25 protein-coding genes are annotated in these 25,533 nt (G+C 51.3%); 17 read left to right on the top strand and 8 right to left on the bottom strand.

The window, feature by feature from the left end; genetic code table 11:
• Positions 1-280 precede the first annotated feature (280 nt).
• From rpmH to mnmE, 5 genes are read left to right on the top strand one after another with little or no spacing between them, the layout of a single operon-like run.
• Positions 281-415, top strand: coding sequence for a 50S ribosomal protein L34 (rpmH, locus tag HKT17_RS15475; RefSeq protein WP_008247028.1), 135 nt, complete (start codon positions 281-283; stop codon positions 413-415).
• A gap of 33 nt (positions 416-448) precedes the next feature.
• Positions 449-808 carry a ribonuclease P protein component gene (locus tag HKT17_RS15470; protein WP_168426848.1) on the top strand — a complete coding sequence of 120 codons (360 nt, stop codon included), beginning with the start codon at positions 449-451 and terminating at the stop codon, positions 806-808.
• Entirely contained in the window at positions 715-1,020 is a 306-nt protein-coding gene (gene yidD, locus HKT17_RS15465; protein WP_341714850.1) for a membrane protein insertion efficiency factor YidD, read from the top strand. Before HKT17_RS15470 ends, yidD begins: the two co-directional genes overlap by 94 nt.
• Before the next feature lie 28 nt (positions 1,021-1,048).
• Positions 1,049-2,749, top strand: a complete 1,701-nt coding sequence (yidC, locus tag HKT17_RS15460; RefSeq protein ID WP_171101301.1) for a membrane protein insertase YidC — start codon at positions 1,049-1,051, stop codon at positions 2,747-2,749.
• Positions 2,721-4,100 carry a tRNA uridine-5-carboxymethylaminomethyl(34) synthesis GTPase MnmE gene (gene mnmE, locus HKT17_RS15455; RefSeq protein WP_171101299.1) on the top strand — a complete coding sequence of 460 codons (1,380 nt, stop codon included), beginning with the start codon at positions 2,721-2,723 and terminating at the stop codon, positions 4,098-4,100. Before yidC ends, mnmE begins: the two co-directional genes overlap by 29 nt.
• A gap of 16 nt (positions 4,101-4,116) precedes the next feature.
• Here the strand turns inward: mnmE and HKT17_RS15450 are convergent, their stop codons facing one another.
• Positions 4,117-4,518: a hypothetical protein gene (locus HKT17_RS15450; protein WP_105027765.1), complete on the bottom strand. Its 402-nt coding sequence runs from the start codon at positions 4,516-4,518 to the stop codon at positions 4,117-4,119.
• Between the two features lie 224 nt (positions 4,519-4,742).
• Between HKT17_RS15450 and HKT17_RS15445 the strand changes: the two genes are divergently transcribed.
• A complete protein-coding gene (locus tag HKT17_RS15445; RefSeq protein WP_171101296.1) occupies positions 4,743-5,399 on the top strand; it encodes a response regulator transcription factor in 657 nt (218 codons plus the stop codon).
• 6 nt (positions 5,400-5,405) lie between these two features.
• On the opposite strand, the gene HKT17_RS15440 is transcribed toward HKT17_RS15445, so the two are convergent.
• From HKT17_RS15440 to HKT17_RS15425, 4 genes are all read right to left on the bottom strand, one after another.
• Positions 5,406-6,005: a hypothetical protein gene (locus HKT17_RS15440; protein WP_171101295.1), complete on the bottom strand. Its 600-nt coding sequence runs from the start codon at positions 6,003-6,005 to the stop codon at positions 5,406-5,408.
• 19 nt (positions 6,006-6,024) lie between these two features.
• Positions 6,025-6,411: a type 2 periplasmic-binding domain-containing protein gene (locus HKT17_RS15435; protein WP_146106599.1), complete on the bottom strand. Its 387-nt coding sequence runs from the start codon at positions 6,409-6,411 to the stop codon at positions 6,025-6,027.
• A 207-nt stretch (positions 6,412-6,618) separates the two neighbouring features.
• Positions 6,619-9,615, bottom strand: coding sequence for an ATP-binding protein (locus HKT17_RS15430; protein WP_171101293.1), 2,997 nt, complete (start codon positions 9,613-9,615; stop codon positions 6,619-6,621).
• A 36-nt stretch (positions 9,616-9,651) separates the two neighbouring features.
• Positions 9,652-10,326 (bottom strand): response regulator transcription factor, encoded by a 675-nt coding sequence (locus tag HKT17_RS15425; protein ID WP_105027760.1) that lies wholly within the window; start codon positions 10,324-10,326, stop codon positions 9,652-9,654.
• Positions 10,327-10,571: 245 nt separating this feature from the next.
• Between HKT17_RS15425 and HKT17_RS15420 the strand changes: the two genes are divergently transcribed.
• Complete coding sequence (locus tag HKT17_RS15420; RefSeq protein ID WP_146106598.1) at positions 10,572-11,060, top strand: hypothetical protein; 489 nt, start codon at positions 10,572-10,574, stop codon at positions 11,058-11,060.
• Positions 11,061-11,073: 13 nt separating this feature from the next.
• Here HKT17_RS15420 and HKT17_RS15415 read toward each other — a convergent pair whose 3' ends face one another.
• Together HKT17_RS15415 and HKT17_RS15410 are read right to left on the bottom strand one after the other, a co-directional pair.
• Entirely contained in the window at positions 11,074-13,452 is a 2,379-nt protein-coding gene (locus tag HKT17_RS15415) for a GAF domain-containing protein (RefSeq protein WP_171101291.1), read from the bottom strand.
• Positions 13,453-13,571: 119 nt separating this feature from the next.
• Positions 13,572-14,033: a DUF1499 domain-containing protein gene (locus HKT17_RS15410; protein ID WP_205882459.1), complete on the bottom strand. Its 462-nt coding sequence runs from the start codon at positions 14,031-14,033 to the stop codon at positions 13,572-13,574.
• 66 nt (positions 14,034-14,099) lie between these two features.
• On the opposite strand from HKT17_RS15410, the gene HKT17_RS15405 reads away from it, so the two are divergent.
• Both HKT17_RS15405 and HKT17_RS15400 read left to right on the top strand, forming a co-directional pair.
• Complete coding sequence (locus HKT17_RS15405; protein ID WP_105027756.1) at positions 14,100-14,369, top strand: TIGR03643 family protein; 270 nt, start codon at positions 14,100-14,102, stop codon at positions 14,367-14,369.
• A gap of 52 nt (positions 14,370-14,421) precedes the next feature.
• Positions 14,422-15,450, top strand: coding sequence for a hypothetical protein (locus tag HKT17_RS15400; RefSeq protein WP_171101289.1), 1,029 nt, complete (start codon positions 14,422-14,424; stop codon positions 15,448-15,450).
• A 6-nt stretch (positions 15,451-15,456) separates the two neighbouring features.
• Here HKT17_RS15400 and HKT17_RS15395 read toward each other — a convergent pair whose 3' ends face one another.
• Positions 15,457-16,062 carry an MOSC domain-containing protein gene (locus tag HKT17_RS15395; RefSeq protein WP_171101287.1) on the bottom strand — a complete coding sequence of 202 codons (606 nt, stop codon included), beginning with the start codon at positions 16,060-16,062 and terminating at the stop codon, positions 15,457-15,459.
• A gap of 258 nt (positions 16,063-16,320) precedes the next feature.
• Here HKT17_RS15395 and HKT17_RS15390 point away from each other — a divergent pair, with 258 nt between their 5' ends.
• The 8 genes from HKT17_RS15390 (at position 16,321) to atpB (ending at position 25,503) form a co-directional block, all read left to right on the top strand.
• On the top strand, positions 16,321-18,162 hold the full coding sequence (locus HKT17_RS15390) for a phosphoenolpyruvate carboxykinase (GTP) (protein WP_171101285.1): 1,842 nt from the start codon (positions 16,321-16,323) through the stop codon (positions 18,160-18,162).
• 97 nt (positions 18,163-18,259) lie between these two features.
• Positions 18,260-19,060 carry a TSUP family transporter gene (locus HKT17_RS15385; RefSeq protein WP_171101283.1) on the top strand — a complete coding sequence of 267 codons (801 nt, stop codon included), beginning with the start codon at positions 18,260-18,262 and terminating at the stop codon, positions 19,058-19,060.
• 762 nt (positions 19,061-19,822) lie between these two features.
• Complete coding sequence (gene mnmG, locus HKT17_RS15380) at positions 19,823-21,775, top strand: tRNA uridine-5-carboxymethylaminomethyl(34) synthesis enzyme MnmG (protein WP_171101281.1); 1,953 nt, start codon at positions 19,823-19,825, stop codon at positions 21,773-21,775.
• On the top strand, positions 21,772-22,449 hold the full coding sequence (gene rsmG, locus HKT17_RS15375; protein WP_240965852.1) for a 16S rRNA (guanine(527)-N(7))-methyltransferase RsmG: 678 nt from the start codon (positions 21,772-21,774) through the stop codon (positions 22,447-22,449). Before mnmG ends, rsmG begins: the two co-directional genes overlap by 4 nt.
• 30 nt (positions 22,450-22,479) lie before the next feature.
• Positions 22,480-23,256 carry a ParA family protein gene (locus HKT17_RS15370; protein ID WP_171101279.1) on the top strand — a complete coding sequence of 259 codons (777 nt, stop codon included), beginning with the start codon at positions 22,480-22,482 and terminating at the stop codon, positions 23,254-23,256.
• 21 nt (positions 23,257-23,277) lie between these two features.
• Complete coding sequence (locus HKT17_RS15365; RefSeq protein WP_171101276.1) at positions 23,278-24,159, top strand: ParB/RepB/Spo0J family partition protein; 882 nt, start codon at positions 23,278-23,280, stop codon at positions 24,157-24,159.
• Between the two features lie 91 nt (positions 24,160-24,250).
• The gene (locus HKT17_RS15360; protein WP_146106597.1) at positions 24,251-24,640 is read left to right on the top strand and encodes an ATP synthase subunit I; all 390 of its coding nucleotides are present in this window, start codon (positions 24,251-24,253) and stop codon (positions 24,638-24,640) included.
• 2 nt (positions 24,641-24,642) lie between these two features.
• Positions 24,643-25,503 carry a F0F1 ATP synthase subunit A gene (gene atpB, locus HKT17_RS15355; RefSeq protein ID WP_105027748.1) on the top strand — a complete coding sequence of 287 codons (861 nt, stop codon included), beginning with the start codon at positions 24,643-24,645 and terminating at the stop codon, positions 25,501-25,503.
• The last annotated feature ends 30 nt before the right edge of the window (positions 25,504-25,533 follow it).

The following is a 25,533-nucleotide window of genomic DNA, read 5'->3' as shown; positions in this document are numbered from 1 at the left end:
GTTATGAACAGCCTTATTATTCGGATGAACTGCTTTGCAGGAATTAAAACTCAGCGCTCCATTGTATCCAAACCCCCACGGATTGAGTGAGTGATTGGCTGCCTTCACGCGAACTTGCAGATTTTTCTAGGTTTTTCCCGAATTTGCCTCTATAATTTCGGGTTCCCTTGGTGTGAGCTTCGATCCTTGTTGGATTTGTCTTATATGCCGAACCTGGGGCCAAACCAGTTTTAAACTATTTTTCGCCAAATTTTAAGCCCATGTGGGCCAGAGGCTTGCCATGAAACGCACTTATCAACCTTCTAAAGTTCGCCGTCAAAGAACACACGGCTTTTTGGTACGTTCACGCACCCGTGGTGGTCGTGCCGTGCTGCGCGCACGTCGCTCCAAAGGCCGTGCACGTTTGTCCGTTTAAACCTGGCGCTTTGAACATTCTGAATTGCACAGGGTGGGTTCTGGGTCGCATGCGACAAAAATCACTCGATCTGAAACATTTGGTGGTCTGTTAAAAACCAGGCCAGTGGCCAAAACAGATCGATTGATGCTTCACGCACTGTTCGAAGACACCCCACCGCAGTTCGGAATACTGATCCCGAAGCGCTTGGCCAAACGGGCCGTGGATCGAAATACGCTAAAACGTTTGATCCGCCATGCCTGCCAAGAAGCATTGGGTAACTACCAAGGCAAATTCCTGGTTCGCTTAAGCAAACCAGTGTGTGCAGTAGGTCATTCAGATCGAGCGGCGTGGTGGATAGAACTCCAACAACTTTTCAACGATCTCTCACGGCGCGTGCCATCACAGCACTGATCCGTGGCTATCAGCTTGCTGTAAGTCCTCTTTTCCCGCCTTCTTGCCGTTTTTACCCCAGTTGCTCGGAATATGCCCTTGAAGCAGTTAAAATTCATGGCGCATGGAAAGGCGCGGCTTTGTCTTTAGGCCGCATTTGTCGATGCAATCCCTGGAATGCTGGCGGTTTGGACCCTGTTCCTGAAACACGCCGCACCAGTCGCGACTCTTAGTCATTAAGCTCAGTAATTAAGGATTTAAATGGAAACGCGCAGGCTAGTCCTCTTGATGATATTCAGTTTGTCTCTCATCATGCTTTGGGACAATTATCAGGCTTCTATTGGTAAGCCAACCTTGTTCGGCCTCAGCACTGGCGCGCAAACCAGCGACAAAGGCGATGCTACCAAGGCTGGCGGTTCGTCAGCTGGCTCCGGCGCGGCCAATGACTTGCCTCAGGCAGTGGCTCCAACGGCTGGTGATGTTCCAGCTGATCCGAATGCAATCGCTTCAGGCACTGCGGAAGCCGCACCCGCTGCGCAAACCATTACTGTTAAAAACGATGTGCTTGAACTGCAGTTTTCAAGCCAGGGCGCACAACTGATTACTTCAAAGCTGCTGAATCACCCTGCTGCCGAGAATCCGGAATTGCCGGTTCAACTGTTTGAACAAACAGCCAATCGAACCTATGTTGGCCAAGCTGGCTTGGTAGGTGTACCTGACGCGCCCAACCACCGTACCTTGTTTGAACTGGTGTCGGGTTCTACCGAGTTTGCGCCCGGCCAGGATCAATTAAAGCTTGTATTCAAAGCCACAAGCGGTGGTGTTGAAAACACAACCACTTACACCATTTTCAAGAATCGCTACGACATTGACCTTGTGATCAATGCACGCAACGCAGGTGTTGAGCCGGTATCACCCAGTGCTTATGTACAAATTACCCGCGATGGCAACCCGCTTGAAAGCGATTCTTCCCTGTACGCAACTTTCACGGGCCCGGCTGTTTACACACCCGAGAAGAAATACCAGAAGATCGACTTTGAAGACATCGCCGATCGCAGTGCAGACTATGTAAAAACCGCTGATTCCGGCTGGCTTGCCATGATTCAGCACTACTTTGTGTCGGCCATTATTGGTCAGGATGGTCCCCGCGAGAATTACACGCGCCAGGTAGATTCCAACCTGTATTCCATTGGTTTGGTCAGCAGCCTCGGCACTTTGGCGCCCGAACAAACGGCGACGTACACAGCCAAACTGTATACCGGTCCGCAAGATCAAAGTGTGCTGGAAGCCCTGTCACCCGGGCTGGACCTGGTAGTGGATTATGGCTGGCTCACTGTAATTGCCCAGCCCATCTATTGGTTACTGGAAAAAATTCACAGTTACATTGGCAATTGGGGCTGGGCCATTGTGGTACTGACCATTTTGATCAAGTTGGTGTTTTTCCCCTTGTCAGCAGCCAGTTACAAATCTATGGCTAAAATGCGCAAAGTTGGCCCGCGCATGCAAAAGCTGAAGGAACAATATGGCGATGACAAAATGGGCTTCCAGCGCGCCATGATGGAAATGTACAAACGCGAGAAAATCAACCCCTTGGGCGGTTGTATGCCCATTCTGATTCAGATTCCCGTGTTCATTGCCCTGTACTGGGTGTTGCTGGCCAGTGTAGAAATGCGCAATGCGCCTTGGTTGGGTTGGGTAACCGATTTGGCTGCGCCGGACCCCTTCTATATTCTGCCTGTGATCATGGCGGTGACCATGTTCATTCAAACCAAGTTGAACCCAACGCCACCCGATCCCGTTCAAGCCAAAATCATGATGATCATGCCCTTGGTGTTCTCGGTCATGTTTATTTTCTTCCCGGCAGGTTTGGTGTTGTACTGGGTTGTAAACAACATTTTGTCCATTGCCCAACAATGGGTAATTACGCGTCAAATTGAGTCTGCACCAGCCACAGCACGGTGATCCCATCGTCGCCATCGCCACCGCGCCGGGCAAGGGCGGGGTGGGGGTGGTGCGGTTTTCTTTTCCTTCCCCCTCTAGTTTTCAGGCCTTTTGTACGGCATTTTGCGGCAAGTTGCCCAAACCCCGCCTGGCAACTCTTTTAACGCTTCGTGATTTCGATCAGCATGCCATCGATGAAGGCATTGCCCTGTTGTTCAATGCACCCGCATCGTTCACTGGTGAGAATGTGCTTGAGTTTCAGGGCCATGGTGGTCAAGCGGTGTTGCAAGGTGTGGTGGGGCATGCCCTGGCCTTGGCCCGGCAGCTGAATATTCCGTTGCGCCACGCCATGCCAGGTGAGTTTACGCAACGCGCATTTTTAAACGACAAGCTTGATCTGGCCCAGGCCGAAGCGGTGGCCGATTTGATCGATGCCGGTTCTATAGCCACTGCCAAAGCCGCTGCGGCTTCGTTAAGTGGTGTGTTTTCGAAGCAGGTGAATGCGCTGGCCGATCGCATTGTGCATTTGCGTTTGCTGCTCGAAGCCACACTTGATTTCCCTGAAGAGGAAATCGAATTTCTTGAGAAGGCAGATGCCAAAGGTCAACTTGCGGATATCTTGAACGCACATCGACAGTTGCTCGGTGCAGCGCAGGAAGGAGTGAAGTTTCGCGATGGCTTGCAAATTGTGCTGGTGGGCGAACCCAATGTGGGCAAGTCGAGTTTGCTAAACGCTTTGGCCGGCGAGGAAATCGCAATCGTGTCGGCCATTGCGGGCACCACACGTGATCGAATCAAACAGGAACTGAATATTCGCGGCGTACCTTTGGTGCTGGTTGACACGGCGGGTTTGCGTGACACTGCAGATGAGGTGGAAAGAATCGGCATAGCGCGAACCCGAAAGTCGGTGGAAGAAGCCGATTTGTTGCTTATTTTGAAAGACGCAACACAGGGTCTTCAGGATGCATTGAATACCCACCTTGAACTGCCTCTTCATTTGCCCACCATCACCGTGTTGAACAAGGTTGATTTGCTGCCTAAGGTGCCACAATTGTTGAATGATGTATTGCCGGTATCTGCAAAGAACGGTTTGGGACTGGAGCAGTTAAAAGACGCCATACTGGCCAAGGTGGGCATTGCCCACACGCCGGACCATGGTTTCATGGCACGGCAACGACACGTCGATGCCTTGATGGTGTGTGGTCAGCATTTGGCAGTTGCGCATGAGTTTGCGCAACAGGACGATCGGATTCTGGATTTGTTTGCTGAAGAGTTGCGCCTGGCGCATGATGCTTTGGGAGAAATCACCGGGCGTATGCTGCCCGATGATTTGCTGGGATTGATTTTCAGCCGGTTCTGTATCGGCAAGTAAGGTTGGCAACTAAGGTTCAGTCGCAAAACACCAGTTGTGGGTCAGCAAAGGCCATTTGTTCGATCAGTTCTGATTCCTGCTCAAACACGGCACTCAAAAAGACCAGCTGCTCGCACAGCGATTCAATCGATTCATTGTGGCTATCCGGATCCAGATGTACCACCTGCTGCGTGCGTTCCACTTCGTCCAGGTACTGCGCCATCAGGGTTTGCAGGGTTGGTTTGTTCAGTGCCCAGGTTTTAAGCTGGACCACCAAGGCGAAGCGTGCCTGTGCTGAGGCGGTTTTGCGCAGTTGTTGGGCAAAGTGGTTCAGGCCATGCGCCACATTGTCCAGTTCCATGGTGACTCGCGCCTCGGACTGGCGAAAGTAAAGTGGTTCACAGTCGTGTTGCTGATGTTGGACCAGTGCAATTGTCATGATGGCTTGCTCCGCAAAGGATTTGGTATGAGTCCATCTTACTGAGTTGAATTTTCCTGCCCATTCCGTGAAATGAGGATGCTTGTTTCTGATGCCCCCCCGAAATGCGGAACCCTTTGTAAAAAAAGGCAAAAAGCAGGCTTAATTGTTCCCCTGAATTCATGTACTCTTGGGGTGGAAGAAGAGACCCTAAGGTCCTGTGTGCCCGACTTAGCCTGCGAACAATGAAAAATCAAAAAATATTGGTGCTCGAAGATCATCCGCTGATTTCGATGGTGATCGAGGACGTCTGCAAAGACATGGCCCCTCACGCCCAAATTCATGTGGCGACCAGTCTGGTTCAAGCCCGCGAACACTTGTTTGAAAAACCTGACCTGATTATCTTTGATCTTACCCTCACCGATTCCAAGGGACAGCAAACGATAGACTGGCTGGACTCCATGTTCCCGAAAGTGTGTGGGTTGATTTATACCGGTTTTGTGAATGAGGACATTCAAACCCGCGCCGCGCACTCGGGCTACTCGGTGGTGGAGAAAACCTGTAGCCAGTCGACTTTGGCCCATGAAATTGAGTCTGTGCTTTTTAAATCCGGCATTTTGAATGGCAGTTCATCCGACAGCGCGCCGGCCAACGAACACCAATCCAATATTGTGGCCTATCCCGGCGCAAAACCATTGACTTGGCGACAAGTGGAAATCATGAGAATGACTGCTGAAGGTTTGTCTGCAAAAATGGTTGCGCAGCGAATTGGGCTCAGTCCGGAAACCGTGCGTGGTCATATTCGGGAAATTTTCAAACGCTTGGAAGTATCGAACAAGGCGCAGGCGGTGAACGTGTTTCTGAAGGCTGAACGCAGCGTGAAAATGAAGCTGAACGATTGATTTTCGTCAGTGGTTGGGGTGGGGCACGCGTTTTAGATCCACGCCCACCGTCAGGGTGCCTATCATGTAATCCCCGTCGTACACTGGCACGCTCACTTGGGCAATCATGGCTTTGGTGCTGTCGTCCCAGCGGGCGCGGGAAATATGCGAATCGGGTTTTCTGGACGGCAGATTGGTGTCAAAAATTGCGGTGAATTTTTCTTCATCACCTTGCCAATAATCGGTGGTCACCATGTTCATGGCGACGGTTTCCCCTTGGTTGCCCGTCAAAATCGCTTCTTTAAAATAACTTTGTTTGTTCATCGCCGCGGTCAGCAAGGCGGAAACTTTTGAGTTCATGATTTGATCGGCCTCGGGCAAACGGCCTTTCAGTTTGATCCACCTCTCATCCAGTTCCATGATCCTTTCTTTGCCAAGTTGACGGGCATTGGACGCCTTGACGGCCTCAATGACCTCAGGCTTGTTTGCCAAGGCTTTGATCTCCTTGATCAAGGTGCCTGCGCAAAAGGCGTAGGCGTTGGCGTTTGCAAGAAAGAAGGCCGTGAACAACAGACCCAGGTTCAACCAAGACCTTCTGCATCCAAACTTGACGTTGTACTTATCCATGTTCTGCTTATTTGGCGAGTTACTCGGCCAGTACCTTGATGAGTTTCAATTTAGACTTGGTCGGATTGCCTTGCAACTCCTTTCGGGTAAGGTAGCCCAATGCATTGGGATTGTTGGTCAGCAGGTCGACCATGTGTTGGCTGTTGCGCGCAACGGTGGGTGTTTTGCTGATGCCGATGCATTCCAGAAGTCGCTGAACCGTTCGAAATTCCTCGGTGGTGAAACCCAGGGTGCCTGAAATAAAGCGGCTGCGTTCACCAAACTCATCGTCCCGATCAATGACCAGCACGGTGGAATCACCCACAGCCTGGCTTTGGCCTGTGTACAGATCGCGCAGTTTTGTTTTCGAAATTTCATTGAAATGGATGCTGCTGGAACCCACCAACACCACTTCGGCGTTAGCCACGCCGGGGGCTCCTACCATCGTCAACAATGCGAGGCTGGTAATCACTGAATGCAAAAAATGTTTCACGTCAAACCCTTGAAAATACTTTGACTACTTTGGGTAAGTTCTTGACACCACAAATACTATGAACTTTTTATTTTGTTAAATCTTGTGAACTCAGTGTAAGACATGCTGTGTGCGAACACAATTACTTGCGCACAGCTTTGCTCAATGTTTTCCAAAACGATTAATCAACACCAGAATTTTCTCGGCTTCGTCCACGATGGTGGGCCACACATCTTTGATTTCTGTCATCACCATGGTTTGTGCGGTCGGATCTTCCAGTGATTTATCCATTCTAGAGAACTGTTGTTTGACACTCTCTGTACCCAACATGCCCAGTACGCCCGCCAGGGAGTGAATTTCTCGTTTGAAGGTTTGAATGTCATTGTTTTTTGCGCAGTCTTCCAGGCGTTCAATCAGGTTTTCACTGGTTTGTAAAAATTTGCCCAGGTACTTTGCCATTCGCTCTGGCTCAAAACTGTCTACTTTAAAAATTGCAGAATGGCGTGGGCTGGTGGCTGGTTCGGTGGCTGTGGCCGCATGCTCGGACAAGGGCATGCGGGGTGTGTCATGCCTGGTTTCAAATCCTGTCAACACACCTTCTTTGTTGCGCAGGCAGCGCTTGATGGCGTCGAACAGGTTTTTCTCGTGAAATGGTTTGGTGAGCACGTCGTTAATGCCGTGTTCTTCGCAACGCACACGGGTTTGCTCGAAGGCGTGTGCGGTTAGCGCCATGATCGGAGTTACACAATGCACCGCATTTTCCCGAACCCAGGTTGCCAGCTGGTAGCCGTCAACAAAAGGCATTTCAAGGTCTGAAATCATCAAGTCAAATGGTTCGGGCGTGTTTTTAAGTATCTGTATTGCTTCGCGACCATCCTTCGCACAGCGGATCTGGTAGTTTTTCGGACTCAGGAAATCCAGCAGCAATTCCATGTTCAAAGGGTGATCTTCTACTATCAACAGTTTGGCTGAACGCACTTCCGTTTTATCAACGGCCGGTGTTTCGCTGGTTTTGGCAGCTTTGCGTGAAGTGGTGGTTTTTGTGGCTGGTGCAGGTGCAGATTGCTGCACCTGGCGCTCGGCCAGTTTCATCAGGTGCACCGGCAAAATGGGTGTGGTCAACACCCGGTTGTTGGGGTCTGCGCCGTGAATGCGTTGCAGTTCGGTTGCGTTGCGGTTGGAAAGCCAAACCAGGTTGTTGTTTTGGTTCAGGTGATTTGCTTTGAGCAGAGACAAGAGTTCGGGCGAGGTGGTGGCAATGTCGCTGTCGATGAACACAATGTCTTTGGTTTCAAACGGCCGTTGGTCGGTGACCAGTTCTTCCGCCGAAAGCGCGGCCAGTGGCACATAAAACTGGTCCAGAATGCTGGAGATGGAGCGGTGCAGCTTTTGGTCCAGCGAGCAGATGTAGGCTCGTTTGATGTCTGGGCCATGCAGCAAATTCGGATTGCGGGCAGGTGCCTCGGCTTCCTGGGTTTTCAGGTTCAAGGTGAAATAAAACACCGAGCCGCGCCCCGGTGTGGAATGGGCATGAATGTCGCCCTCCATCAGGTGCACCAATTCTTTGGCAATGCTCAGCCCCAGGCCGCTGCCGCCGAACATGCGTGTGGTGCTCGAATCCGCTTGCGTGAACTTGTCGAATACGCGTTGCAACTGGTCTTTACTCATGCCAATGCCAGTGTCGCTGACACTGAATTGCAGGGTAACCTGGTCGTCGAGTTGCTTGAGCACTTTGACGGTGAGGTTGATGTGCCCTTCGCTGGTGAACTTGATGGCATTACCGATCAGGTTCTTCAGAATTTGACCCACGCGCAGAGAATCGCCAACCAGTCGGTTCAGGGTTGATTGCAGGCCTTTGCCTTGAAGGGTGTACAGCAGGCGAATGTTTTTATCCAGCGCTGAGTTACCCAAGGTGCCAAATACTTCTTCCAGCACATCGTCAAGGCGAAATGGACGCTGCTCCAGCTTGAACATGTCGGATTCAATTTTTGACAAGTCCAGAATGCTGTTGAGCAAGTGAAGCAGATTGTCGCCTGACAGTTGAATTTTGGTCAGGTAGTCTTTTTGCTTTTCGTTCAAATCGGTTTTCAGCGTGAGTGCTGTCATGCCGAGAATCGCATTCATCGGCGTTCGAATTTCGTGGCTCATGTTGGCGAGGAACGAGCTCTTGATTCTCGATTCATTCTTCGCACGTTCTTTTTCCACGTTGGCCAGGCTGACCTCTTCAAGCGCTTGTTTCACGCGTTCGCTTTTTTCCAGGTCGCGCTGGAATGAACGAATCATTCGGTTGAATGCGCGAATCAGCAGGTTGATTTCATGCGAGCCCGTGCGGTTGTTTACACGTACTGTGTAATCGCCCTTCATGATTTCTTCACTGGCGTTGTAAAGCGAATTGATAGGGTCGATCACCTTTTTCTTGATGGACACCAAACCGATGAACAAGCCCAACAAAAAGAGCAGGGTGAACACCACATCCAGATAAACGCTGTAGGTGAGTTCTTTGCGAGAGGCGTCAATCAAACCCAGGTAGCGGCTTTTTTCACGCGCAATGAACGAGGACAATTCTGCGGACAATGCATTGGTCAGTTCAATGTGTTCACGGTCGAACAACACACCGAATGTTTCTTTGACTTCGGGCGGCGACAAGTATTCGCCTTCCCGTTTGTCAACGAAGCGGGTAATACCGCTGGCAAACGCGCTGAGTTCGTTTCTCTCAAGTTGATGGCGCAGATCGAGGATTCGCTCAATGGCAGGCTCGTTTTCAGCGATGAATCTCAGCGAGTAAAGCCTTTCACTGAGGTTTTGCCCGATACCCCAAGACACTGCAGAATCTTTGTTTTGACCCGTAATTACATCGACCCAGTAGTCTGCTTCCACCTCGGTGGTGTAAATACGGCTGCCGTTGTGCAGGCCCACAATATCGAGGTAGTGATTAATGTACTCTGGGTTGCGGCTGGCTGCGTAAAGTAGCACCAGCTTTCGCATGGCTTCAAACTCGGCCAGCGTGCGGGTCAAAATGGCTTCATCGGAGGCCCAGGCCTGGTAATAATCTTCCTGAACGGTTTGCTGGTGAATCGAAATGCTCTTCACACCGATGCCGAATACCGAGAACACCAGAATGAGTAAACCAAATATTCGAATCAGCAGGGTCAGTTTCATGGGCCAGCCTTGTTATTGGTATTGTTCGGCCCAGGTTCAGTGACTTTGCGCTTCTTCAAGTAACCGCGATTGTCGTTCTGCCTTGGTGAAAATAGACACTGCATGGGCTCGATTCTGAGCGCCTAGTCTAACAAGGACTTCACGCATGTGGGCGCGAACAGTCTCAGGACTCAAGTTCATGTCGCGGGCAGCCTCTTTTGCGGTCATTCCCACAGCAATGCGACGCATGATTTCAACTTGTCGCCAAGTCAGTGGTTTTTTGGAGCCTGGCGCAATGATGTTGGATTGAAACTCGTTTTTGGACTTCATTTTGTCCGCACTCATTCCTTCCTGGCAACTCACGCCTGTGGCCATCAACCCTTTCATGACTGCATCCAACAGTTCATGGTAATCGGCAGATTTTCGCACACAAGGAATTTCCATTTCGTCCAGTTCCTGGAGGATGTCGTCGTGTGTGGTGCCCGTAAATGCCAGCAGTTGCGAGAACGGGAACAGGTCGCGTACGCGTCTGGCAGAGGCGACGCCTTCGCAGTCGGGCAAGTTCAGATCAAAGATGACGAGGCGCGGATTCTCATGAATGTGCTGTTCACTGGCCTGAATGGTGGGCACTTTGAGCACACTCAGGTCTGGTGCATGCTCGGTCAGCATGTCAGCCAGCATCATGGACACCAGTGGATGATCTTCAATCAAAAGTACAGCGTTGGGGTTCATTCGGCAACCTCCCAATTTGTTTGCCAAAAATAAAAACCGGTATTACCGATATGTTTGAATAATCTTACGTGTGAACCCTCGAAGCGATGCCCCTTCATTTGGAGGATGGCTTCATTTGAAGCGTGCGGGTACGAAATGATTTCTCCCTCAAATAGGGGGGGGTCTCTTTGTGTTGATGGTGCCAAACCTGCCATCCACTAACCTAACGGTATTGAGTCTAAATGCCGTTTGGCCAGGTGAATGTTGTGAGTGAGTCGGAATCAAAACCACTGGAAGTCTGGGTCGCTGAAGATTCACCGTTCTACCGGCTTGTGGTGGAAGAGGCCATTGAAGAAATTGCCAAGGTGACTTATCTGTCCATTTCGCTGACGGTGTTTGAGCGCTTCGGTGATATCCGTGCAGCGTTCAATCAAGCTGAACGGGGCTTGCGGCCTTTGCCTTCTGCCGTGTTGTCAGATCTCCATTTTCCCGACAATGCCCATGACGATTTGCAAGACATTCTGGTGTTCTACAGCAGGTATGTGCATGCTGTGCCAGTGTCTTACATGTCTTGTAATCTGGAAAGCCTGGAGCTTGCTGAAAGCCTTGCGGAGCACCGCTCAGACGCTATACAGCCAGCGCGGTTTTTGCGCAAAGACACCGCAGAGACAATGACCAATCTGGTCAAAACCATTCATGCGATGGTGTTTGCGCCACGCACTCAGCATTCAAGCCTTGGTGCTACGCTGGCCTAAGCCCGGCTTTCACTCAGTTCTCAAAAACCCGGAACACAATCAGGAAACAAGGCGCGTTTCGCGCAGTGTCCAGAAATGGTGAAATCAGAATGTCGCAAGGTACTTTGTTGTCCGGGTTGATCTCGTATTCTGTTTTTACAAGAATTTTTTGGTGACTTAGAAACCCGACAAGCAACTGGCGATAGTGCCTTGTCGGGATGCGACCGTGGATGAGGTGATATGGATTGCGCCCCAACCACTTGTCTCGCCCCTGGCCCACAAATGTCTCGAATGCCGAATTCACATACAACAAACCAAATGGATCTTTGGTGTTGCGAATGTCGTTGGTCACCATGATGACTTCGCGTATCTGTTCAATCGCTGAATTCAGCATGTACAAATCGCTGCTTTGATTTTTGCGCTTGGTGATGTCTTTGATCAGGATGGTATAACCAGTGCCCGATTTGAAGACACGCAATGAAATCCAGCGTTTGATGAATCCCACAAACTGTTCAACAGATTTGGAGAAGCCCACTTGGTTGACTGTCTCCAGCAAAGATGCAAACTGGTTTTTGTCCAGGTCCGGAATCAATTCATTCAAGGGCATTGCATGGACAAAAAGTTCTTTGTCTTTTTGCAGCAGGCTTTTTGCATTTCGGTTCACAAAGCTGACATTCAGGCTAGAGTCGATTTCAACAAGACCATCGGTAAGGTTGTCGACAATCAGGTTGTAGGTCAGCAGATTCTTTTCAAGTGATTGCTCCACTCGGCGCGTCTCAGAGATGTCGACAATTGAGCCGTACAGTCCCATCGGTACGCCCTCGTCGCTGATGGAGGGGCGAATCATCATGCGAAACCATTTCTTTTTCTCGTGTTGCCCGAGTGCTTCAAACTCAAGGCTGGCCGGTTTACGGTTGTTGATGCATTCAATAAAAAGCACCGCGATATTGCGGCCAGACAACCTGGAGAGAATGGAGCTGAGGTGAAAAATCGAATTGAGCGAGTCTTTGTTGGAGCCCAATACCTCGCGCAGCATTTCAGTGGTTTTAAGCGATCCACTTTCGAGGTGGTAATACCAGCCGCCCACTTTGGCCAGAGTACCGGTCAAATTCAAAAGACTTTCATCAAAAATAGATTTTTGAACCGAAGACGATTTGTTGATCATCGCCGTAAAATTGGCGATCACCGATGGTTTTTTGAATGCAGTGAATCCCTTTTTCGGGCAAAGCTCCATGCGCAGCCAAGTGCTGTTTTCATCCTGAAAGTTCAGGCGCACCCAAGCTTCCGAGGGCAAATTGCTTTTCAGGCATTGATTCAGGATTTTCGAGAACGTTTCTTGGTCTTCGCCGTAAAGCAAATCAATAAAACTTTCCTTGAGTTTTATTTTTGTGAACTCTTCATCACCTGCGCTGGCCAGGCCGGTGATTAATCCCTGGTGATCGAGTGCGAGCCGGCCTTTCACGGTTTCCCTCAAAAAAGACTTGGGAAACTTTTTCAGGTCCAGATGGGGCTCCATGCGCGACAAACTGTCGGAATCGTTTGACACTTCTTGGTGAAGGGCTTCCAGCGCAGGTTCGCTAATTTTTTTCACCAAACCAAACAAGCGTGTGTCACCTGCGTTGCCGCTGTCATAAACCTGTTCTTCAAAGCGCACAATGTCGCCGCTGGGCAAACGGACGCGATACACAAACGCATTTCCATCGCGTTTAAGTCGCGCTTTCTCGACCATTTCCCGGTCTTCGTCGATTGGTAAGTTATGGAACCAGCTGGCCTGTACCACACGGGTTTGCGAAAGGTTGAGCCATTTTTCCATGGAGGGCGACAGTTCGATCAGCCCACCGTGATCTGTGTTCTTCCAGCTACCCAAACCTTGATTGTTGTAGTTGTGTTGTTGTTTGGAATTCAATTCGTTTGATTCTTTGGCTTTCAGTGCACGCTCAACAAGACTGTGTTCAACCAATTTGGCCAAGGCAATTGCAACGGACACTTCAGATTTTGTCCAGGTTCTCGCAGTGTTGTCGAGCAGGCAAAATGTGCCAATGTTGTTGCTGTTCACCGAGCGAATGGGGATTCCCAAATAAGCGCGAATCCAGGGGCTGCCAAGTACCAGGGGGTTGGTCTGGAACACTGGGTGTTCAAGGCAGTCGTTGATGACATGCGGTTGATCATGTTGAATGGTGTGAGAACAAATGGAAAGGTCGCGTGGAACTTCCTTGACTTCGAAACCGCGTTTTGCTTTAAACCAAAGTCGATCAGAATCTACAAATGCAATGAAGCAGAATGCGCAATTGAACGCTGACAAACCCAGGTCCACTAGCGCTTCAAAGTACTCTTCTTTTTCCGTGTCCAGAATATCAAGTTGGTAAAGCTCGGTGAGCCTGACCGCCTCGTTGATTTCTTTTGGACTGCTCATTGTGGAAGTGTCTCCGTCCCTTTTCCTCTCGGTAACCACTTTACACTTTGTCACCCGTACGAGGGACCACACTTTTGAACTACCCAATAAAAAATAGGAAAGTTTCGTGGGTAATTACCCTAGTTCGTGCTTAAAAGCACCCGTATTTGCTCTACACGTTTGCGGTTTGCGTCCAGGTCGCTGTATCCAACCCGCGAGGCCGAACGAACATGAAGTAATCCACTGCCCTGGTCTATGCGAAATTCCACATCGTCCACAAAGCCGAAAAGATCGCTTGTGAAAGTGCTGGCCATGTATTGATCATTGGAAAAGTTTACATCGCCGCCCAAGAGTTCGATGACTTCTTTCACCTTCAGCAAAGGTTCTTCTCCCATGCCTGGCGTGATCGGCAAGGCGGCGATGGAGTGATCATCCGACGGAGAACTCTCGCTGCTTACACAGTTGGGTTTGTTTGGGCAGGGTGCCAACTGCCCATTGGCCAGTCCGGGGGGCGCACCGGTTTCTGAGTACAGGCCAAGGCCAAAGAAAACGATGATTACCAATGTGATCAACACGATCAAGCTGAGCAATGCTCTTTTCACGTAAAAGCCCCTTCTGTCATATACTGATTGTTGAATTTTCTCCAGTTTAGCGGTCAGTGAGATCAGATGTCCAAGCCTTTGCAGTTTAAGTTGTCCGAGGAAGATGTTTCCCGCATTGTAGAAATGGCCTGGGAAGATCGAACACCATTTGAAGCGATAGAACTTCAATTTGGTTTGAATGAATCTCAAACCATTGAACTCATGCGCGCAAGCATGAAAGCCAGCAGCTTCAAAATGTGGCGCGAGCGTGTCACTGGTCGCAAAACCAAGCACCTGAAGTTGCGTGGCTTTGTTCGCACCAAAGCCTATGCGCCGGGGCATTACAAAATTCGCTGATGGAGTTCGTTCACTGAGTAACCAGGCACCTGCTTGAACAGGGAGGTTTTAATTGCTAAAAGAACAGCACAACTCCCCATTGGCAGCGCGCAGTGGGCAGGAATGGATGCTCTGGTTCGGGCGGGCTTCGCAGCATCTGCCCGATCTTCACCGCGCATTCCAGTTTTTGGAGAGCAGTTGTGAGCTTCTCGACTCAAATGATGAAGCCGACTTGAAGTCCAGGCCACGAAAGCTGAAACAACTGATTAACCGTTTTGTTGGTCAGGCGCGTTGCCCCTCTGCGCAATCCTGCGAGCGAATAGCAATTCGCACCCAGGTTCTTGATGGCTGGCTGCAATCGGAATTGCAGCGCCAACACGACCCCAATTTGTTGGTTGAACTGGGCGCGCATGGGCTGCAAAAGTTGCTGGCCATTTGCGAGGGTGCCGATGACAAGCATGGCTTGTTGCTCAAGGCAGTGCGCGAATTCACGCGCGACTGGTTGAGCATTGTCTCAGCGCGAATTGAAAACCCCATTGAGCGTGCGCACCTGGTGTATCCGGTGGCCATGTTGGATCAGGCCGGTCTGGTAGACCCTTCCTGGTGGTGGAAGCAAATCGCTTTGTGTGATCGCCACACCGTGCTGGGTTTGCTGGAACTTGAAATCAATGAAATGAATGAAATGCAGCCCACCAGCAATGTAAGTTGGCGTTCTTTCGACAAGCGGTGGAGAAGGCTGCGCGTTCGCGCACTTCTTGAGTATCTTGGTGAAAAGCGCCTGTTGGCCGAGCTGCTCAGGAAGTCGGCCGTTGATGATTTTGAAGCCGTGGTGGCAGTTCGCATGTTGCGCGATGCCGGTCGCTCGCGAGATGCGATTGTGCAGGCCGAGCAGTGGCTGCGTGCTTTGCCCAGAAGCCCGGTGTTGGCTGAAGCGCTGTTCGATTTGTATTGCGAGGACGGCTGGGATGAAGAGGCCTTGGCATTGGCTGTGACCCACCACGGTTACGACCCCAACCCCGTGTGGATTGAGCGTTTGGGGCGACTGGTGTTGCCCGCAGCCAAAGCGCAAGCCAAAGTTTGGAAAAAACAGCTGGCTGCCTAGGCGGTGTTACAACAAATCCATTTGCCCCTTGCGGGTTTTATAGCGGAACGATTCAAGCACAGTCTTGCCCTGCGGGTTGACAAAGTGTTTTAATTCGATGCCCGCATGCAACTGCCCTGCCTGCACCACGCGCAAATACCAGCCGCAATTGCCCTGCTGAATCATTTGTTTTGGGGCTGCGCCAAAACCCATGCGAATGGCAAACTTGTGACATGGCTCGCGTGGGTCGGTGACCCGCAGCCGAACCTCTCCCAATTCAAACTCATCTCCAATTCTCACCTGGGTTTCATCCAGACCCTCCACCACCAGGTTTTCGCCCAAAAATCCCCAGGGCAAATCGGTGTCCAGGTTTTTCTCCTGGCGGCGCGCTTTCCAAAACTCATAGTGCTCAGCGGGCATCATGTACACGGCCTTGTCCAATCCACCATGCACTGACAAATTGCATTGCTCATCGCCTTCCAGACCCAGCTTTTTCAGTTCAATGGGGATCGGGTTTTGTTCAGTGCTTACAGCCTGTTTTTTGATCCCGCTTGCCTCGGTTTTGATGTCACCCGATGCCGTTCGATAGACAAGTGGGGCAACCAGGCCCGTGCAAATTGCAATCAGCTTCATGAGGTTTCCGTAGTCGTGCAGTTTCGCCACTTTACATGGCCTGTGTCGGAAAGCAAACACCGTATGCGATTAGGCGATAATGCCTATAGGAAAAACTTATTTCCGTTTGCTTACAACATGTTAAACTCGAGGGCTAAGTTTGCGGATAAGCGACAAATCGATCGCCCGTGTGCTTGGTGTCATGTTCCGGTCACACTGTAGAGCAACGCCAAAGCCCCCGCACAAAAGAATTACATTTGTCTATCTGGAGGTTTTAGCATGAGTGCAGTGCTGTCTATGGTCAGCCAGACCGTGCCATCGTATGTCAAGCACAAGAAACTTGTGGCCTGGGTGCAAGAAATTGCTGCCCTTACCGAGCCCAAGAATATTGTGTGGTGCGATGGTTCACAAGAAGAGTACGATCGCCTTTGCGCAGAAATGGTTGAAGCAGGAACACTGCGCAAACTCAACCCTGAAAAGCGCCCCAACTCTTACCTGGCCTGGTCTGATCCTTCAGACGTGGCCCGCGTGGAAGACCGTACCTACATCTGCTCTGAAAAGAAAGAAGATGCAGGCCCCACCAACAACTGGGAAGATCCCGCAAAAATGCGAGCTACCTTGAACGGTTTGTTCAAGGGCTCCATGCGTGGTCGCACTTTGTATGTGGTTCCGTTCTCCATGGGCCCATTGGGCAGTCCAATTGCGCACATTGGTGTTGAATTGTCTGATTCCGCCTACGTGGTTGTGAACATGCGCATGATGACGCGCATGGGCAAAGCTGTGTATGACGTGCTGGGCGAAAACGGCGAATTTGTGCCTTGCGTACACACAGTGGGCGCGCCCTTGGAAGCTGGCCAGAAAGACGTTGCCTGGCCTTGCAACCCAACTACCAAGTACATTGTTCACTACCCTGAAACTCGTGAAATCTGGTCTTATGGTTCCGGTTACGGCGGTAACGCCTTGCTGGGCAAGAAATGCCTGGCTTTGCGTATTGCCTCTACCATGGGTCGCGATCAAGGCTGGTTGGCCGAGCACATGCTGATTCTGGGTGTTACCAACCCAGAGGGCAAGAAGTACCATGTGGCTGCAGCCTTTCCCTCGGCTTGCGGCAAAACCAACTTCGCCATGTTAATTCCACCCGCATCCATGAAGGGCTGGACTGTTACCACCATTGGTGACGACATTGCCTGGATCAAGCCCGATGCAAACGGTAAGCTTCGCGCCATTAACCCGGAAGCGGGTTATTTTGGCGTGGCCCCCGGCACCAACACCAAAACCAACTCCAACTGCATGGCTTCACTGAACGCCAATGTGATTTTCACCAACGTCGCTCTGACAGATGATGGCGATGTGTGGTGGGAAGGCTTGTCCAAAGAAGCGCCTGCGCACTTGGTCGACTGGACTGGTCAGGACTGGACACCGGATTGTGGTCGCAAGGCCTCTCACCCCAACGCCCGCTTTACCGTGGCCGCAGAACAAAACCCTGTGATCGACAACAACTGGGACAACCCAGCAGGTGTTGAAATCGACGCTTTCATTTTTGGTGGTCGTCGTTCAACCACCGTTCCGCTGGTTACCGAAGCCCGCAATTGGGTTGAAGGTGTTTACATGGCAGCCACCATGGGTTCAGAAACCACAGCGGCGGCTTTCGGTCAGCAAGGTGTGGTTCGTCGCGATCCGTTCGCCATGCTGCCATTCTGTGGTTACAACATGTCTGACTACTTCCAGCACTGGCTCGATTTGGGCAAGAAGCTGGAGTCGTCTGGTGCCAAGTTGCCCAGCATTTTCTGCGTAAACTGGTTCCGTACCGATGCAGATGGCAAATTCATTTGGCCTGGTTTTGGCGAGAACATGCGAGTACTGGCATGGGCCTTGGAGCGAGTTGAGGGCAAAGGCAAGGGCGTTGACCATGTATTTGGCACCTCACCGAGCTACGACGACATTTCTTGGGATGGTCTGGAGTTCAGTAAAGAGCAGTTCGACTCTATCACCGCGATTGATAAAGCGGCTTGGCTTGAAGAGTTGAATCTGCACGCTGAATTGTTCGAGAAACTGAAGTACAACCTGCCAGCTCAACTGGAAGAAACCAAAGCACAAATCGCAAGCCGCTTGGCGGCCTGATTTGGCTTGAACGTTTTGACTTTTTTCTGATACTCCGGAATTAGTCCTATGGCGGGCGCCCACAAGGCGCCCGTTTTCTTTTCTGCGGAATTTCTTCATGTTTGAAAACATTGAGTTGTGGGTGTTGCTCGCCTTGTGCGTCGCTGCATTTGGTGCGGGGCTGATCGATGCCATGGTAGGTGGTGGGGGGTTGATCCAGATTCCGGCCCTGTTCGGGTTAATGCCTTCCCAGGGTCATGCCACCTTGCTGGGCACCAACAAAATATCCAGCGTGGTGGGTACCACATTCGCGGCTTACAAATACGCCAAGGCCATTCAGGTTCCATGGAATGCAGTTGTGCCAGCCACGGCGATGGCGCTGATAGGCGCCTACTGCGGCGCATACATCGTGACGCAAATTTCGACCGAGGTGCTGCGTTTGATGTTGCCCTTGCTGTTGATCGCTGTGGCCATTTACACCTTTTTGCGCAAAGACCTGGGCAGTGTACATGCACCCAAGTTAGACAAGAATCGTGAACGATTCTTCGGTGCTTGCGTGGGGTTGGCAATTGGTTTTTATGACGGGTTTTTCGGCCCGGGCACCGGTTCGTTTTTGATGGTGGCTTTTGTTGTGTTCTTCGGCTTTGATTTTTTGGCCGCCACCGCAGGCGCAAAAATGGTGAACATTGCCTGCAACCTGGCTTCGCTTGCCTGGTTTGCGCCCGCAGGGCATGTGATTGTTGCTTTGGGTTTGTTGATGGCTGTGTTTAACCTGGCCGGTGCAAGGGTGGGTGCCAGTTTGGCCATTCGCAAGGGTGCCGGCTTTGTGCGTAAAGCGCTGTTGACGGTTGTGTTTTTATTGATACTGCGCACCAGTTACGACAGTTATTGGCCATACTTGAAAGCGTGGTTTGCGTGATTGTTCCACGTGGAACATGTGGGGAAGTCGGGTTTGGCGCAATATACGGGATGCTATATGAATGATCTGAGGCTTGTGTGCTGCACCAGCTGGCCTAAGCAAGTCTTCTGATTCCGGCTTGATGCCTCTGGCTTGGGGCATGCGAAACGCGAACGCGTCTTCGCATCGACCTTTCAGGTCGCCCCGCGCTGCGAAGTCGCCGGGAAGCCTTGCAAAGCCGACCAGCCCGTGCAGCACCCAAACCTCACCTTGCGCGCACACAACGGCTATGTGTCGCAAGTGCGTTACAAGTCTGTTTGCCAGCGCACTCAGGCTGCAATGCCCTCGCAGCGCCGATCAAGAAAACCTGCCCTTGGTGTTGAATTCACCGTCCGTTCGGCAAGGCCGAAAGCGCAGCCCGCCCGCTGTTTAGCGGGTGCGCTTAGGGCGGTTAATCAACAACAAGGGGGTTGTCAGGTTTTCTGGCGAAAGAGGGTATGCGTCTGAGCAAGCGACGTAAGCGAGGTGCGAGGTGCGAGGTAAGGAGTCGAGTGAGACAAATGGGCGCGCGAGCAGGTGTGTACCAAAGCAGTCGATCAATCAGGAAAGTATGCGATTGAGCAACCTTGTCTGTTTTCTGTTCCACGTGAAACATGTTCACTTGGGCAAAATCATGCCGAAGCATATAATTGCGCCATTGTCGCCGAATCAAGTGTGTTTGATTTCGGCATTTGAATGTTGAATCCCATGTCGGATTCCGGCACCCAGTGCCAGGAGTGAATCATGTTTTATCCCGAAGAGTTTGATGTCATTGTTGTGGGCGGTGGTCATGCAGGTACCGAGGCTGCACTTGCAGCCGCGCGCGCTGGAAGCAAAACCCTGCTGCTGACCCACAACATCGAAACACTTGGGCAAATGTCGTGTAACCCGTCGATTGGTGGTATTGGTAAGGGCCATTTGGTCAAAGAGGTGGACGCCTTGGGCGGTGCAATGGCCATCGCTACCGACGAAGCTGGGATTCAGTTCCGTATTCTGAACAGTTCCAAAGGCCCGGCTGTGCGGGCTACCCGTGCGCAAGCAGACCGTGTTCTGTACCGCCAGGCCATTCGAACGCGTCTCGAGAACCAAACCAATTTGAGTATTTTCCAGCAGTCTGTTGAAGATCTGTTGTTGGAAGGTGATCGAGTGTGCGGTGCGGTTACGCAGATCGGCTTGAAGTTTAAGGCCAGAGCTGTGGTGCTGACGGCGGGTACTTTTTTGAATGGCAAAATCCATGTGGGTTTGCAAAATTACTCCGCTGGTCGGGCAGGGGATCCTCCCTCGATTGGTTTGGGCATGCGTCTGCAAGAAATGAAGTTGCCGCAAGGTCGCCTGAAAACCGGTACGCCGCCACGCATTGATGGTCGCAGTATTGATTTCTCAGTGATGCAGGAGCAGCCAGGTGATCTCGATCCCGTGCCCGTGTTTTCCTATCTGGGCAACGCAGCCATGCACCCGAAGCAGCTGCCGTGCTGGATCACGCACACCAACCAGGAAACCCACGACATTATTCGCGGTGGACTGGACAGAAGCCCAATGTACACCGGTGTGATCGAAGGTGTGGGGCCCCGTTACTGCCCATCGATCGAGGATAAAATCCATCGTTTCGCGGACAAGGAGTCGCACCAAATTTTCCTGGAACCCGAGGGCTTGAGCACCAATGAGTATTACCCGAATGGTGTTTCTACGTCTTTGCCATTCGATGTTCAGTTGAAACTGCTTCACTCCATCAAAGGTTTGGAGAATGCGTACATCATGCGGCCAGGGTATGCGATCGAATACGATTATTTCGACCCGCGTGCGTTGAAAACCACGCTTGAAACCAAAGCCATCGAAGGTTTGTTCTTCGCAGGCCAAATCAATGGCACCACGGGTTACGAAGAGGCAGCCGCCCAAGGTTTGTTGGCGGGCGTGAATGCGGCACTGATGGTGCACGGCAGAGAGCAATGGACTCCCCGCCGTGATGAGGCCTATCTGGGCGTGCTGGTAGACGATTTGAGCAGCAAGGGTGTGGCAGAGCCATACCGCATGTTCACAAGTCGTGCAGAGTATCGTTTAAGCCTGCGGGAGGACAATGCGGATCAGCGTCTCACGCCAATTGGCCGCAAGTTGGGCTTGGTCGATGACATCCGCTGGAAGGCTTTTTCGGAAAAGCGGGAATCAGTGGAGCAGGAAAAGCAGCGTTTACGTTCCACGTGGATCAATCCAAAAATTGTGGCCCAGGCCGAAGCAGAGCGAGTGCTGCACAAAGGAATTGATCGCGAGTACAACTTGTACGACTTGCTTAAACGCCCGGATGTCAGTTATCAAGATCTCAGCACGCTGAGTAAAGAGAATGGCGAAATGGCGTTAAGCAATCCTTTGCAACAAAGTGATTTGGTTTCTCAGTTGGAAATCGAGGTGAAGTATGCCGGTTATGTGCTGCGCCAACAGGCTGAAGTAGAGCGTGGTGCGGGCAATGAATCAATCCGACTCCCAGCGGACTTTGATTATTCGGGCGTAAACGGTTTGAGCAAAGAGGTGCAGCAAAAGCTGAATACCCACAAGCCTGAAACCATTGGTCAGGCTGGTCGTATTCAAGGTATTACACCCGCAGCTATTTCCTTGTTGCTTGTTCATCTAAAGAAACGTGATTTGTTGAATCGAAGTGCCAATCCCGGCAAATCTTCCGATGGAACCACGGAGCAAGTGGCTTGAATTCACTGCACCGAAAACCAAAGTCTGAAATCCTGGGGATTTCAGACCATGCACTGTTGGAAGAGGGGGTCGCCACTTTACGTTTGGGGTTGAATTCAGACCAGCATGCGCAGCTTTTCAAGTATGGCCAACTGATTCAGAAGTGGAACCGGGTTTATAACCTCACTGCCATTCGTAACAATCGGGAGTTGATCACACACCATTTGCTGGACTCCTTGGCTGTGTTGCCTGAAATCTCATTTGCTTTGCAGGCTACGACCAATCCAAGAATTCTGGATGTGGGTGCAGGCGCGGGCCTGCCCGGTTTGGTGTTGGCGATTGCGCAGCCCAGCTGGCAAATCACACTGATTGACACGGTTCAAAAAAAAGTCGCTTTCATGCAGCAGGCCATTGCCAGCCTGGGTTTGAAGAATGCGCAGGCTGTGCACGGGCGGGTGGAGGAATTCCAGGTCGACGCCCCGTTTGATCTGATTTGTTCCCGCGCTTTTTCCAGTATTGGTAATTTCATTGCACTTAGTCAGCATGTGTTGGCTGAGCATGGCCAGTTTGCCGCCCTGAAAGGGAGGGTTGAGGTGGACAGCGAAGTTCCTGCTGGTTGGCAAATTAATGCGCTTCATCCAATTGATGTGCCATTCTTGGACGAGGCAAGGCACTTGTTCATGATTAAACGCTAAAATCAAATCATTCATTCACAGGACAAGAAGATGGCGAAAGTTTTCTGCATAGCCAACCAGAAAGGTGGCGTGGGAAAAACCACCACAGCAGTGAATCTGGCTGCCGGTTTGGCCATGGCAAAACAGCGCGTGCTACTGGTTGATCTTGACCCCCAAGGCAACGCCACCATGGGCTGTGGCATCGACAAACGCAGCGTAAAACACACGGTTTATCAGGTGCTGGTGGGCATGGTGGGCGTGGCCGAGGCGACCGTTCGCGCAGAAGGCGAGTTTGATGTTTTGGCAGCCAACCGCGAACTTGCTGGCGCTGAAGTTGAAATGGTCGAGTTTGAAGACCGTGAAATCAAGCTGCGTGAAGCCATCTCTGAAGTGGATGACCAATACGATTTCATTTTGATCGATTGCCCACCTGCACTGTCTCTGCTCACCCTGAACGCCTTGTGTTGCGCCAATGGCGTGGTCATTCCCATGCAGTGCGAGTATTACGCACTGGAAGGTTTAAGTGATTTGGTCAATACCATCAAGCAAGTGTGCAAGAACTTGAACCCGAACCTGACCATTATCGGTCTGCTGCGCGTGATGTACGATCCGCGAATGACGCTTGCTCAGCAGGTTTCCGCTCAGCTGGAAAAGCATTTTGGCAACAAAGTATTTAAAACCATTATTCCCCGCAATGTGCGCTTGGCTGAAGCACCAAGCTACGGGGTGCCCGGTGTGTTGTTCGATAAAACCAGCAAGGGTGCAAAGGCCTATTTGGACTTCGCCAACGAAATGGTCGACCGACTGGGTCTTCCCATCGCCGCATAACTTAATAACCAACAAGAAGCCATGAACGCAATCAAACGCACCAAAGGTCTGGGCCGGGGCCTGGAAGCGCTATTAGGCCCTTCTGGCGACGATGCCAACAAAGACATGGGTGAGCAGGTGATGACGCTGCCTTTGGGCAAGCTTCAGGCCGGTAAGTACCAGCCGCGCTCCCGCATGGATGAGTCATCCCTGATGGAGCTGGCTGAGTCCATCAAAAGCCAGGGCATCATGCAACCCATTCTGGTTCGCCCGATCGGTTCTGGTAAATACGAAATTATTGCAGGCGAGCGTCGTTTCCGTGCGTCGAAACTGGCGGGCCTGGAAGAAGTGCCGGTGTTGGTGCGTGCGGTGCCCGACGAATCCGCTTTGGCCATGGCGTTGATTGAAAACATTCAGCGTGAAGACCTGAACCCGCTTGAAGAGGCCTTGGGCGTTCAGCGCCTCATTCGCGAATTCAATTTGACCCATGAAGATGCTGCCCGTGCCATCGGTCGATCCCGCAGTGCAACAAGCAACATGTTGCGTCTGCTCAACCTGGCTGAACCTGTTCAGACCATGTTGCTGGCTGGCGACATTGAAATGGGTCATGCTCGCGCCTTGCTTGCTTTGACGGCAGCCGAGCAAATTGCCTGTGCCAATGAAGTAGTCAACAAGCGTTTGTCGGTGCGTGAAACTGAAAAGCTGGTCAATGACTGGGCCAGCGACGGCGACCGCCAAGCGGCCAAACCCAAACAAACCGCGGACGTACGCCGGCTTGAAGAAGGTTTGGCCGACTGGTTGGCCAGCGCCGTTCAGTTAAAAGCCAATGCAAATGGCAAGGGCAGTGTTACTATTAAATTCAATAATTTGGATGAGCTGGACGGCGTGCTCGAGCGCATTGGCTTTCCCAAAGAAGAGCTTTAACTTTTGCACCAAATCGGTGTGAAAAATAAGCCGTTTTCGTTTGACTAGGGGGCGTACAAACCCCTATAATCTGGCGGTTTGTCAAAAACACGTGAACCCTGCGGAAAACACGTATCCGATCAAGGTTAAATGTGGCAGCGCAGCAAATATGTGGAAAATAGTCGGGCTCCAATGGGTCGTCGGGGTGGCAGTTTGCCTCCTCATGTTGTTGGTGTCCCCAATTCACGCGCAGTCTGCCGCTTGGGGTTTCGTCGCCGTTGCGTTGCCGAGCACGTTGTTCGCCGCGCGTTTGGCCTTGGGTAGCAAAACGCCCATGGGCGGAACTTTTGTGTTTTTGACCGGAGAATTCCTGAAGGTTGGCGCAACAATCGCAATCATGTTTGTAGCGAGTCAAGTTGATCCGAACATTGTTTGGTGGTCCTTGATCCTCACAGCGGTCGTCACCCTCAAAAGCTATTTTTTGGCATTTTTCTTGAGATAAGTATGGCATCTTCACCGAATGGGCTAACCCCCTCAGAGTACATCGTCCATCACTTGCAGCATTTCGCTACCGATAAGCAAAAATTTATCGTCGATTTCTCAGTGATCAACCTGGACACGATGTTTTTCTCCATCCTGTCTGGTCTAATTGTGATTCTCATGCTGCGCAAAGCAGCTTCCAAAGCCACTTCTGGCGTACCCGGTCGTTTTCAGGGTTTCGTCGAAATGATGGTGGAAATGGTCGAGAACCAGTCCAAAGCCATCGTTCATGGCGACCGCAGTTTTATCGCGCCCCTGGCACTGACCGTGTTCCTCTGGATCGTGGTTATGAACGCTTTCGACTTGGTTCCAGTTGATCTGATCCCCATGGCTTGGGGTGAATTGTTGTACGCACTCGGCTTCGCAGCCAGCCCAGGTGATCCCTACATGCGTGTGGTGGCTACAGCCGACCTGAATGGTGCCTTGGGCATGTCTCTGGGTGTGTTGGTACTCATGCTGTACTACTCAGTCAAAATCAAGGGCGCGGGTGGTTTCGTTCATGAATTGTTCTGCGCGCCTTTTGGTGCCAACCCACTGCTGTGGATTCCCAACTTTGTATTGAACCTCATTGAATTTGCCGCGAAGACCGTGTCCCTGGGCATGCGACTGTTCGGCAACATGTACGCAGGCGAATTGGTATTTATGCTGATCGCCTTGCTGGGTGGCGCTGCTGCGTTGTCCTTGGGTGGAGCATTTGCCTTCTTGGGTCACGTGTTGGCCGGAACAATCTGGGCGATTTTCCACATTCTGATCGTGTTGCTTCAGGGCTTCATTTTCATGATGTTGACCTTGATCTACATTGGCCAGGCGCATCAGGGCCACTGATCGATTTTTAGTTTTTTTGGTTTTTTTAAT

Source organism: Limnobacter sp. SAORIC-580 (assembly GCF_013004065.1).
GTDB lineage: Bacteria > Pseudomonadota > Gammaproteobacteria > Burkholderiales > Burkholderiaceae_B > Limnobacter > Limnobacter profundi.
The sequence above is the reverse complement of the archived record's forward strand: the minus strand, read 5'-3'. Positions and strand labels throughout refer to the sequence as shown.